The 11,356-nt window shown below is 58.7% G+C and carries 9 protein-coding genes and 3 pseudogenes; 10 read left to right on the top strand and 2 right to left on the bottom strand.

The window, feature by feature from the left end; translation table 11 throughout:
- The 6 genes and pseudogenes from BLR29_RS31465 to BLR29_RS31440 all read left to right on the top strand — a co-directional run.
- Positions 1-324 (top strand): nitroreductase family protein (locus BLR29_RS31465; protein ID WP_176861123.1); only part of this gene is annotated, 324 nt, incomplete at its 5' end.
- Between the two features lie 183 nt (positions 325-507).
- Entirely contained in the window at positions 508-1,053 is a 546-nt protein-coding gene (locus BLR29_RS31460; RefSeq protein WP_092143946.1) for a carboxymuconolactone decarboxylase family protein, read from the top strand.
- Positions 1,054-1,202: 149 nt separating this feature from the next.
- Entirely contained in the window at positions 1,203-1,898 is a 696-nt protein-coding gene (locus tag BLR29_RS31455) for a glutathione S-transferase N-terminal domain-containing protein (RefSeq protein ID WP_092143943.1), read from the top strand.
- 29 nt (positions 1,899-1,927) lie between these two features.
- A pseudogene (locus BLR29_RS31450) lies at positions 1,928-2,376 on the top strand (GNAT family N-acetyltransferase).
- Between the two features lie 169 nt (positions 2,377-2,545).
- Positions 2,546-3,502, top strand: coding sequence for an AraC family transcriptional regulator (locus BLR29_RS31445; protein ID WP_092143940.1), 957 nt, complete (start codon positions 2,546-2,548; stop codon positions 3,500-3,502).
- Positions 3,503-3,509: 7 nt separating this feature from the next.
- Positions 3,510-3,788 (top strand): annotated as a pseudogene (locus BLR29_RS31440) (transposase); the annotation flags it as partial.
- A gap of 174 nt (positions 3,789-3,962) precedes the next feature.
- Here the strand turns inward: BLR29_RS31440 and BLR29_RS31435 are convergent.
- Positions 3,963-4,619 (bottom strand): acyloxyacyl hydrolase, encoded by a 657-nt coding sequence (locus tag BLR29_RS31435; RefSeq protein WP_255371547.1) that lies wholly within the window; start codon positions 4,617-4,619, stop codon positions 3,963-3,965.
- Positions 4,620-5,069: 450 nt separating this feature from the next.
- Between BLR29_RS31435 and egtD the strand changes: the two genes are divergently transcribed.
- From egtD to BLR29_RS31420, 3 genes are all read left to right on the top strand, one after another.
- Positions 5,070-6,014, top strand: coding sequence for an L-histidine N(alpha)-methyltransferase (gene egtD / locus BLR29_RS31430; RefSeq protein ID WP_092143934.1), 945 nt, complete (start codon positions 5,070-5,072; stop codon positions 6,012-6,014).
- Between the two features lie 1,506 nt (positions 6,015-7,520).
- Entirely contained in the window at positions 7,521-7,925 is a 405-nt protein-coding gene (locus tag BLR29_RS31425) for a CBS domain-containing protein (protein WP_092143931.1), read from the top strand.
- A 153-nt stretch (positions 7,926-8,078) separates the two neighbouring features.
- Positions 8,079-8,288 carry a hypothetical protein gene (locus tag BLR29_RS31420; RefSeq protein WP_143018583.1) on the top strand — a complete coding sequence of 70 codons (210 nt, stop codon included), beginning with the start codon at positions 8,079-8,081 and terminating at the stop codon, positions 8,286-8,288.
- An 863-nt stretch (positions 8,289-9,151) separates the two neighbouring features.
- Here BLR29_RS31420 and BLR29_RS31415 read toward each other — a convergent pair.
- Positions 9,152-10,825 carry a site-specific integrase gene (locus BLR29_RS31415; protein ID WP_092143925.1) on the bottom strand — a complete coding sequence of 558 codons (1,674 nt, stop codon included), beginning with the start codon at positions 10,823-10,825 and terminating at the stop codon, positions 9,152-9,154.
- 292 nt (positions 10,826-11,117) lie between these two features.
- On the opposite strand from BLR29_RS31415, the pseudogene BLR29_RS33145 reads away from it, so the two are divergent.
- A pseudogene (locus tag BLR29_RS33145) lies at positions 11,118-11,356 on the top strand (IS30 family transposase); the annotation flags it as partial.

Genomic DNA, 11,356 nt, shown 5'->3' with positions numbered 1-11,356 from the left:
GTGGAAGCGGGCGTTATGCCGGCGGCGATGGTGTCTGAATGGGAAATCCCCGCACGCGATCTGTACATGGACCACCCGCAGCGCCAGCGCGACGAGGCCGTACGCACCGGCACCTTCGGCGCGGCAGCGATGATCTACGCGGCCCGCTCGCTGGGCCTGGGTTCGACGCCGATGATCGGTTTCGATGCCGAAGCGCTGCACCGCGAGTTCGGACTGGCTGCAAACGAAGTGCCGGTCATGCTGTTGTCCATCGGGGCAGAGCGCGCGGGAAACTGGGCGCAGAAGCCGCGCCGTCCAGTGGCCGATGTGCTGGACTTCGTTTAAGACGCGGCGCCAGTGATCGCGTCGAACGATTAAGCAGCCTTCAATTAGGAGGCGACCGCAAGGTACTTCCCGAGTGGAGGCTTGACAAGCTTCGACCCAGAATTTTGGCGCGGAGTAAGCCGAGGGATGGTTCCCACATGGACTTTCCCCAATTAGCAAAACCCGTAACTCACGGAGATTATGATGGCACGAGCAGCAGCCCTAAAGCCGGAACAGGTACCGGCCGATTCGAAACCCACCCTCGATGCGTTCACCAAGAACATCGGGTTCACCCCCAACATGATGGCAACCTTCGCGCAAAGCCCGATCGCGTTCAACGCATGGGCAGGCCTGCTCGGCTCCTTGAGCAAGGCGCTGGACGTGAAGACGCGTGACGGCATCGGCCTCGCGGTCTCCGAAGTGAATGGCTGTAACTACTGCCTGGCGGTCCACAGCCTTACGGCCGAGCATATGGCCAAGCTGCCGGCCGAGGAAATCATTCTCGCCCGGAAGGGCCATGCCAGCGACCCGAAGCGCGACGCTGCCCTCCAGTTTGCGCGCAAGGTTATCGAGACCCGCGGCCAGGTCAGTGACGCCGATCTGAAAGCTGTGCGCGATGCCGGCTACACGGATGCGAACGTCATGGAGATCGTCGCGCTGGTCGCCATGTACTCCCTGACGAATTTCTTCAATAACGTGTTCGATCCCGAGAAGGACTTTCCCGCCGTTACGCCGGCTGGTTCGATCTGAACGCTATCCGCTCGCATCGACCCCCTCCGAGGGTCTTGGAAGGTGTCATCTGATGCGAGCGTAATGCCGAAGCCCGGAGGCACCCAGGAAAGCGTCTTGGAAACGCGTCCGGGCTTTGCGTATGACCCAACAAGCCTGGAAGGAAGCAAGTGACACTCAATCATCCAATTTTCACGCGCTGGCCAGTCCAGTACCCTGATCGGCTCCAGCTCTTTTCCTTACCGACGCCCAACGGAGTGAAGGTCGGCATCATGCTGGAGGAGACAGGCCTCGCCTATGAGCCGCACCGCATCGACATCATGGCGAACGATAACCGAGATCCGGCCTTCCTCGCGCTCAACCCCAATGGCAAGATTCCTGCGATCTACGATCCTTACGGTCCGGGCGGACGGCCGCTAGCCTTGTTCGAATCGGGAGCGATCCTGATCTATCTCGCTGACAAGACGGGGCAGTTCCTCTCCACCGATCCCAACACGCGCTACGAAACGATCCAGTGGCTGATGTGGCAGATGGGCGGTGTAGGGCCGATGTTCGGCCAGGTTGGCTTCTTCAACAAATTCGCCGGCAAAGCCTATGAGGACAAGCGCCCGCGCGACCGCTACGTAACCGAATCGGCGCGGCTGCTCGGTGTCCTCGACGAACGGCTCGCGGGCCGCGACTGGGTGATGGGCGCTGGCTATAGCATCGCCGATATTTCGCTGCTTGGTTGGGTGCGTAACCTGATCGGCTTTTACGAAGCGCGCGAGATTGTTGGCTTCGACCGTTTTCGTAATGTCCAGACGTGGCTTGATCGCGGCCTCGCGCGTCCGGCGGTGCAGCGCGGGCTCGAAGTGACGGCGGCTTAGCCAGAAGTCCTTAGAGGGAAGGCTATTTTATGCAATCAGTCGAGATCAAAGCCATTGATAACTCCGATTTTGATATCTGGCTTCCGCTCTGGAAAGGCTATCAGCGATTTTACGAAGTGGATATCCCCGAGTCCGTGACGCTCAATACTTGGGGGCGCTTCCTGGACCCAGGCGAGCCGATGCATGCAGCGCTTGCCATGGTGGGAGAACAAGCATTGGGGCTGGTGCATTCGATCTACCATCGATCTACGTGGACGACGGGCGACTACTGCTATCTTCAGGACCTGTTTGTTGCTGACAATGCGCGTGGCAGCGGCATTGGTCGCTTGCTGATCGAGCATGTCTATGCGGAAGCGAGACGTCGCGGGCGTCCCGTGTGCACTGGCTGACACACGAATCCAACCATAGCGGCATGCAGCTTTACGACCGCATCGCTGATCACTCGGGTTTCATCCAGTACCGAAAGCTATTGGACTAACCCGCTGATACCAGTACCGTCCTCAGGACTCGTTCAGCGCATCACTATCCTCCCAGCCTGGCCGGTTCGCAACGTGTCCGATCGGCTCGTGTACTGGGGTCTTGCGGTGCGTACAACCGGTGTGCAATTGCAGTAAGACTGCCTTAGCGTTTCAAGTTATCGAGGTCCTATGTCCCAAGTCGACTGGCTCAGCCATCTCCTGCAAATGATCAACCTCACTGGCCAGCTCGAGGTCCGCTGCGTCTACGGGGCGCCATGGCGTGTGGCCTGGGATCAGTCCGCAGCGCATGAGATTCCCTATCACGTCGTGCTCAAGGGCCGGGCCATTATTGAGGATCCGCAGACGGGGACGGCCAGGGACCTGGTGGGCGGAGATATCGTGCTGTTGCCTCATGGGTCGGCGCACGTGCTGCACGATGGCAGCGGACGTGCGCCGGGTCTTACCTACGAACGCCAAGGTTCTGCAGGATGGACGCTCAGCGAGAATGACGGCCAGGGCGAGCATCTGGACTTGTTGTGCGGGCGATTTTTCATCGCGCCGCCCCATGATCGGTTGATTCGCGGTTATCTACCTACGACTCTCGTGGTACGAGCCATAGACGGCCATGGTGAAAAGGGCATCGTGTCTGCTTCGCATCGCCTGGCCAGTCTCGTGGGGCTGATGCGCATGGAGACCGCGGGCGACGAGCTTGGCGGATACGCCATGCTCAACGCGCTTAGCTCGGCGCTGTTCACACTGGTACTGCGCGCGGCGAGCGAATCTGAACAGACCCCGGCAGGCTTGTTGGCGCTGGCCGGCCATCCAAGACTGGCCCCGGCCATTTCAGCCATGTTCGCCGATCCGGCGCGACCCTGGAACCTGCATGATCTGGCCGACATGTGCAGCATGTCACGCGCCACATTCATGCGGCACTTTCAGGACAAGCTGGGGCGCTCGGCAGCCGATCTGCTGACCGATATCCGGATGAGCCTGGCCGCCAATGAGCTGAAGAAGCCGGCGATGACCACTGAGGCCGTGGCCGACTCGGTCGGCTATCGATCCGTATCGGCATTCCGGCGTGTGTTCACCGACAAGATGGGGATGACGCCGGGGCAATGGCGCCGCCTGGCGCGCGAAGGCGAGTAGCGCGCTTCCCACCAGGATCATCGGCGCGTTTGTTGACGAGTTGGATCTCGAATCGCTCGGGCTCGAAGGTGCCAATCCTTCGACTATAGATTGCCCCTCATATGATCCTGCCGTTCAGTCGAATATATGCATCCACGGCTACCTCACCCGCGTCCAGTCCCGCCGCCGTCTCGAGCGCGAATGGCAACGCAATATGGAGCCGGTGTGGCTGATCGGACGACTGGCGCCCGACTTCAAGACGATTGCTGACTTCCGCCGGGATAACAGCACGGAAATTTGCAATGTCTTGATTGCCTTGAACTTGCTGCCGTCGAGACAACCAGCGATTGCGAAAACGACTTTAAGATGCGGCACAGAACTACGAAGCGGCGGTAGATTCTTTCAGGATTCTTCACCGCTTTCCAGTCGGCCCTCAAGGCGGTTCGCATCGCGCAAACATTGCACCTTCATTATATATGGGTCAGAAGCGATAACGGACGTAGCCGGTGTAGAAGTTGGCGCCCGGGTTGGGCTCATCGATACCGGCGTTGGAGATATGCTGAAAGCGGAAGCCGGTCTCGACGCTCTTGCCGATACTCACACCCACGCCGACCATGTCACCGAACTGGAAGGCGCTGCTCATGTCGTGCTCGTTGGAGGTATGCGTGTGCGTCAGCAACCGCAAACCGACGCCACCTTCGATGAACGGCGCGAAGTTACCGCCTCGCTTTTCCAGGCGCAGGATCGGGGTAAGACCGAATTCAGCGAGGTTGGTGGAATCGGTACCGCCCCGCGACTGCCAGCCGGCCACGTTCAGTTCCGCCTGGACGCGTAACAGCCAGCCATCCGGATTGCCGTACTTGAGCGGCGTATTGAAGTTGATACCGAGCTCGTACTTGTTCACATTATGGCTCGAATCGCGCCCATACGCGACATGCACGCCAGGATCAGTGAACCACGGTTGAGCGTCGGCGGTGCTGGAAACCGCGACGAGTGCGATGGCGGCAAGGCATTGAATCGGGAGGAAACCGACGTGCCAGCCACGAGCACGCGAGGAATGATGTTGTAGTTCTGTCTTCATAAAGGAGGCGTCGACGAAGAAGAGATATCCGGCAAAGGAGCGAAAAAAGGCAGACATCCGGAGGCACTACAAGGCATCGCGCACGGTGGATGGAGCATCGCATCACGCCCAGTTCCTCCCAGAATCCCGATACGTCAGGCCCAGAGCCGCTCGGCTACCCAGCTCGAGAATACGCAAATTCCAAGCCAGACAGCTAGGCTGCCTCCAATTAAACACCACTTCGTGGTGAACTTTTGATCTCGTTATGACGATCTGTGCGCAACATAAGATGATCATACATCCATGAATAGAAGAATAGAAATATGCTAGCTTTGAATATTCTATGAATACATGAGTACACCAACTGTTTGGTAAACCAAAACAGTGCTTTTATCACATCGCAGTTGAAAAAAATCCATAAGTCAACGTAAATACTAATTCCTTAAACAACGCGTCGAGCCATCGAATCTCGTAACGAGAAATCGTCGTTCGGCCAACGTAGTCGCCTCGTCAGACTCCCCATACATCATGCTTACGTTGACGAATACCTTTGCCGCTGACGTGCTGGACGGTTTGAACCGACCTCCATCCCTGCCTAAGCAACTGCAGCCGAAGTATTTTTACGACGCTCTGGGTTCAACGCTCTTCGAAAGGATTTGCTGCCTGCCTGAGTACTACCCGACCAGGACGGAGCTGCAAATTTTGGCAGATAATGCGTGCGAAATCGCCAGAGCCATTGGGCCCTATGCGGACATTCTCGAATTCGGCGCCGGTTCACTCACAAAGGTCGGCCACATCCTGGAGGGCTTGCAGGCCATCGGCCGCCCTCTCAGCTACACACCGATCGATATCTCTGGCAAGCACCTTTTTCGAGCTGCACGAGCGCTCATGGCGACGTATCCTGACCTCGAGATATGCCCGCGGGTTGAGGACTACATGGCCATCGAAAAGCTTCCCAAACCGTCCCAACATCCCATCGGTTTGTTCTTCGGATCGACCATCGGAAATCTCGAACCCCGTGAGTCAGTCGCGTTATTAAGGCGGGCCGCGACGCTGTTGAGGGGTGGCGGTCTCCTTATTGGAGTGGATTTGGTCAAACGTCCAGACCTGCTGCATGCCGCGTACAACGATCAGGAAGGACTGACGGCGCAGTTCAACATCAACTTGCTGCGACGGATCAACCGCGAACTCAAAGGCACATTTGATCTCAATGCGTTCTCACACTACGCCTACTACAACCCTGCGAGACAACGCATCGAGATGCACTTGGTAAGCAGGGAGGACCAAGTCGCCGAGGTATGCAGTACCTCAATCGAGCTTCGTGAGGGCGAAACGATCCATACCGAGAGCTCGCACAAATTCACGGTTGCAGGCTTCCAAGAGCTCGCCGCGGACTCGGGGTTCAATCCGAAGAAGGTCTGGATCGACCGGGCGCAGCTTTTCAGTTTGCATTGGCTGGAAACCGCTGTCTGAAGTACGTAGCTACGCGTGGACCGAAAAGCGAGAGTGCCGAGGTAGATGCGCAAGTTGCGGAAGTCGATAGAACGCACCTTGCGTAAGGCCTGCTTGGTGCTGATCTCCGCAACGCTCGTACCTTCTAACCTCTTTGCATTAAGCAATAGTCGGGGGCATCGGGTCAATGTGCCCTGATTCAGAGCGACCTTTTCCTTGCTGGACTTTCGTTGTGCGGCATCTTTGAGCATCCTCCGCATCGTATACGCACGTGCCGTCGCGATACAGTCGATCGATAGTCACGGCGTAATTCCTTTAAGGCTTCTCTCGGACGATTCTCAATTTTCGTGAGATTGTCAGTTTCTCTTCATCCAAGCGAATCTATTTATTGGGTTCCTGCCCAGGCTCTACTCAACACCAGATGGCATGGTTGCTAAATTAGTTCGGTGCTTCGGGCTTCAAGGGCTGAGGATCCCAATTGTGCTACACATCAATCTCAGCGGCCAAAAGCTCACATCCACGACTCCTTGACGTTTATAAATTGTCTGGTTCAAATTGACTAAAACATTATTGTTACGATTTTTTTAAATAACTCGTTTTTAATACCATGGCTTGATCTCATAACGCTAACCGATCTACTATTTGAAGCGGTTTTTGCGAGTTCGTTTCGATTAGCTCAAAGGTCCTTTGTCTCCGGTTACAGGCGTGAGCTTGACCCGCGTCGAAAGTTGAATGACGCAAATCTGCGTTGACCTCTCTCCCGTGCCCCCCTGGGCGGAACTCGCTGTCTAGGGGGTTTTTTTGGTTCATCACCGATCTACGGGAAGCCGAGGGTCGCTGAGATACATTTCAGAGGCATTTGCTTGTTCATCAGAACTGCCACGGCGAACACCATACCGTCGCCCCGACAACAACTTGTTCTGCAGGCACTTCATCTATGTCGACGACCTGATCACCGATGCGGGAGGTCGCGGGCAGGGTCACGTCGGGCGCACCGGCCTCTCGAACGCGCCGGCCCCAGCGCATCTACCTCCGTTCAGGTTCCGAGTCGACAACTCGATGCGTTTTACACAGAACGGACTGTTCAAAAAGTTGGCTAAAGGACCGGTCGGGCACTGGCAAGCGAGGGCGTCGCGTAGCCTCTTTCTCATCAACTTCCCGCGGTGAAATTCGGAGGTAGTACCCCAAGCCGGCAGCAGCCGCAGTGCCAAATTCGACGACGTTTACCAGGATCTCTGGGGGGTGCTGGGATAGGGGCGGATCGCGCCCCTATCTGGCTCAATAAGTCGTATGGCCGCCGCAGCATGTTCGAGGTTCGCAGGCACGACAATTTGATGCGCCGATTGGCGCCGTTGTGGAAATGGTGTCGCTCGCGTAGCGGTCTTGTGACACATAGCGGCGCTCACTAGACACGCGTTCTGATTGTTTTGTCGCGACTACACCCGTTAGCCAATTTGCTGGGGGAAGCCCGGCCTATTGCCAGCACGTCGAGCGATGCCACGGAATATGACATACGGGAACTGAACGATGACAGCCTCGCTTCTGCTGAAGCAAATCACGCAGCGAGTACCGGGCGTGCAACATACACAGAGCCTAGCCGACGCGCTGCACATCCTCGCCTGTCATCCATCGGCCCAAGCCATCGTGGTGCTGACCGGCGACACACCCGTCGGAGTCATCTGCCTCGACCTGATAGCCGATGTTGTGGGGCTGCCGTGCTATAGCACATGGATCAAACGCGAGTGCTGCTTGCAATTCGTTTCGCATCCGGCATGCGTCTTGTGTGTCGATGCAGACGCTACGGAACTGAAGCGGGTGCTGGCACCGGTGGCACACCGCCATCCTGCGGAGCCCGTGGTCATGACGGCCAATGGAGCTTATCTGGGGATTGTCGAACGAGGGGCTTTGATGACGGCGCTAGCGCAGACTTAAAGGACCTCTATGACGGTGGCTATCGCGATTGCTTGTGCCGTGCAGGGTTGATGGAGAGCCGGTACTCAATCTCAAGAGATCCTAAAATGTTCAGCAGACTGCCCAGCATTAACAGCGCGCTGTAGCCATTCCGGCAACGCGCCCGTCAGCTCGTTGCCGCGATTGATCGCGCGGGCCTTTACCGCAGATGGTCGGCGCGACGCGCTGGAAATCCTGGAAGGTGTGACCGCGCAGTGTGAACGCCCCAAACCGTCCCGCGCCGTGGTTGGCGCGCTGCTGAAGGGACTGCCAGCAGTTGCAGAGATCGCCAAGGCAGGCGAGGCAGTCTTAGGCTTCATCGCGGCCGTGCAGTCCCAGTTCTGAGCGTTTAACCGGGGCCGGCGTCGTGCGACTGGCCCGCATCGCGGCATTTCAATCCAATCGGGACGATTTTTCAAACCAATCGCGGTTCTACACTGGAGGGACGTGCCACCAACGGCCAGTCGGTTCAATTTGCATAACTCTGACAGATCATATATTTAACATAATTATGTTTAGCTATCTGGTATTGTTGTAGCGGCTAAGCGGTAATGTCTGCTTCGGGGGTGCGGAGGAAGAGTCTTTCTGGAGGGGGCGTTGGATAGGCGGTGTCGCTGGCCTGACGCAAGCTAGTTGCAAAATAGTGCGGCGACGGAATTGCAGCGCGGACGCCTAGGAATTGCACCAGGCGAAAGGCAGAAAGGCAGCGACCGGTTGAATCCGCAGTCGGTAACCGTCGACTGATTCCGGGCTTGCCCTGGGGCGGTACTCGCGAGTCACGCCGCAGGCCTTTCAGCTTCCCGCGTGGCGTTAGCGTGGGCCGATACCATCCGACCATAGTCGGGTTCAAATGCTGTTCCTTCCGGCTCGCTTGGCTTCATAGAGAAACCGGTTCGAGAAACGGGATAACGTGACCGGGCCAGCATCTGGCTCTGGCATGGTCCTAAGAAATGGGCACCGCGGCTGTCCCACCCTTATCAACCCCTCAAGCGTTTGCATTCGGTCGGCTCATCCGTGCCTAATTGGGGTAATCGTACTTTTCGTGCTAAATCTGGCGCTTTGGTCTGATTTTCTCTTATAGATCAATGGCTTGTGCGGTAGCGCATTCCCCGGTTGCTGTTCCTTCCGGTGCAAAATCTGGCGCATTTCAGGCCAGCGCTACGATCTGCTCGCGTCCCGTACTCACGGCAACCACTTAAATAAGAGATTCAGGCAGCGAATGCCTCGCCGAATTGCCGGGCCCGCTTGACATCATCAGTATGTAAATAGATGGAGGTGGTCGAAATTGAGGCGTGGCGCAGGTTGTCGCGCACAGCGCTCAGTTCGACGCCCTTCGCCAGCGCGTGGGTCGCGTGGGTGTGCCGCATCCAGTGTGGCGTCGCCCGTCGGAGCTTCTCTGCCAACGCTGGATGATCGCCTTCTATGATATTCGCTGCGAGCCCGAAGAATCGGCGCATGACTTCCCACAGGCGCACGGGCGTGATACCGGTTCCGCCACCGTCCAGGCTACCGATTAAGGGCGTAGCGGGGTTCCAGCGAGCGCGGCTGACAGGGAGTCCGCGCTCCAGCAGGTAGCGTTCCAGCGCTGCCCGCGCCAAGGGCGTCAATGTGACCCTAGCGGGCTTGCCACCTTTACCGACCAGGTGCAGCCAGTGATCGCCCGCGGCGTCGACGTCGAGGTGACGCAACGCGGCATTGGCCATTTCGCTGATCCGCAGTCCCGTCGCGTATCCGAAATCCAGCAGGAAGCGAAGCCGCTGTGCGGCCGCGGCTTGCCAGCCGTACGACCACTCGAGGCCGTTGGAGATGGTGCGCACCAGCAGCCATTCTCCTTCGGTGAAGGCGTGCGTGGTTTCCACCGCCATGGCACGCTGGCTGCCGCGCACCTTGATACCCGCAAAGGGGTTGGCCAGCACATAGCGTTGTTCCACCAGCCAGCGGAACAGCGCGCTGAGCACGGCCAGCGCATGGGCGACCGAGCGCGCCGAGAGGTTGTCGACAAACGGGCGCCAGTCTGGCGACGTGCGTGGCCGCGGGGGGCCGACCCAACGCTCGCGCGGCGTGGGCCTGCGCAAAAATGCCCGATAGTCGGTCGCATCCTTGGTCGTCAAGGATGAAAGGGCCTTCCCTCGCGCGACGATGGCCCACAGGATGAGCCGTTCGGCTTCCTTGCGATAGGCGCGCTGCGTGGCTGGGGATTCGTGCAGGGCCAGCCAGGCCTGGATGGCCTCGTAATCGTTGTCCACGCCTAGGATGCAGGTCGACAGAGGAGCGCGGAAGGCGCCGGCGGAGCCGTCGACCTCGTGCGGCAGCCGCAGGTGTTCCCACGGCGTCACGATGGGCTGTCGGTCGGCGACGATCAAGGCGCGGGCACGCTCGGTTAGCGCCGGGTGAGCGGCAAAGAATGCCTCGATCTGGCGGGCGCTGGCGGGGCCGAGCCCCGGGACGGCGGTCCACCACTGCCGCCGGCGGGGAACACGAACGGTAAGGTCGGCTAGGGTGGCGATGCCAGCGGCCTGCAGGGCGCGTACCGCGCGCGCTGGCAGCCACTGTGCCACAGCATCGCTGATCTGCGGCGAAGGCACGGAGGTCACGCGCAGTTGCTCGATGGCCGCCGCGGCGGCCCGGGCGTAGCCCACGCGCTCGGTGGCGGAGCACACGAAGACTTCCGCCAGGTCGGGGCGCTGGCGCTGCCGGGCATACTGAACGAGCTGGCGCCGGATCGCCCCGATGATGCCTCTTGCCGACATGCCATCGCCAAGCCGATCGCGCAGGTAGCGGTCGGCCGACTCACGCGAGGAAGCGCCCTCGTACCAGGCTCGCAGCGCGGCAAGGGCGGCGGGCTCGGGGAGGCCATCGGGAACAGTAAGACTTCGGGGCATTTTGTGTGGAGCGGGTTTTGTACCAAAATGGCGCTACAGAGATAATAACTCTTATCTCTGTAGCGCCATCTCAGCGCGTCAATTCACATCTCGCCCTGCGGGCAATAGCCCCAAAGCCGGAGGCGGCGCCTTCATCGGGATGACTGTAACGCGACGAGTCTTACAGCCAAAACGATGGTCGGACGCGGCACTTCCCGTCGAGCGATAGAAGCGCACCGAAGGCCGTTGACGACCGTGGATTCAATGGGTCGATGCAACACTAGACACTGCGTGTGCAGTGGAGGTGTTGAAAATGAAACAGAGGCGCAGGATCTACTACACCGAGACTCAAAAGGCACTAATGTGGGAGCGGTGGCGAAAAGGTGACACCCTTGCGCAGATTGCCAGACTGTTTGATCGCTACCACTCAGCAGTACAACGAGTTCTCGCGAGGAATGGCGGGATACAGCCAACGCCACGACACCGCTCCAGGCTCGCTTTGACGATTGCCGAGCGAGAAGAGATTTCGCGCGCAGTCGTCGCCGGCCGGTC

Origin of the sequence: Cupriavidus sp. YR651 (assembly GCF_900101625.1) — a bacterium.
GTDB lineage: Bacteria > Pseudomonadota > Gammaproteobacteria > Burkholderiales > Burkholderiaceae > Cupriavidus.
This window is presented reverse-complemented; position numbering and strand designations above follow the sequence as displayed.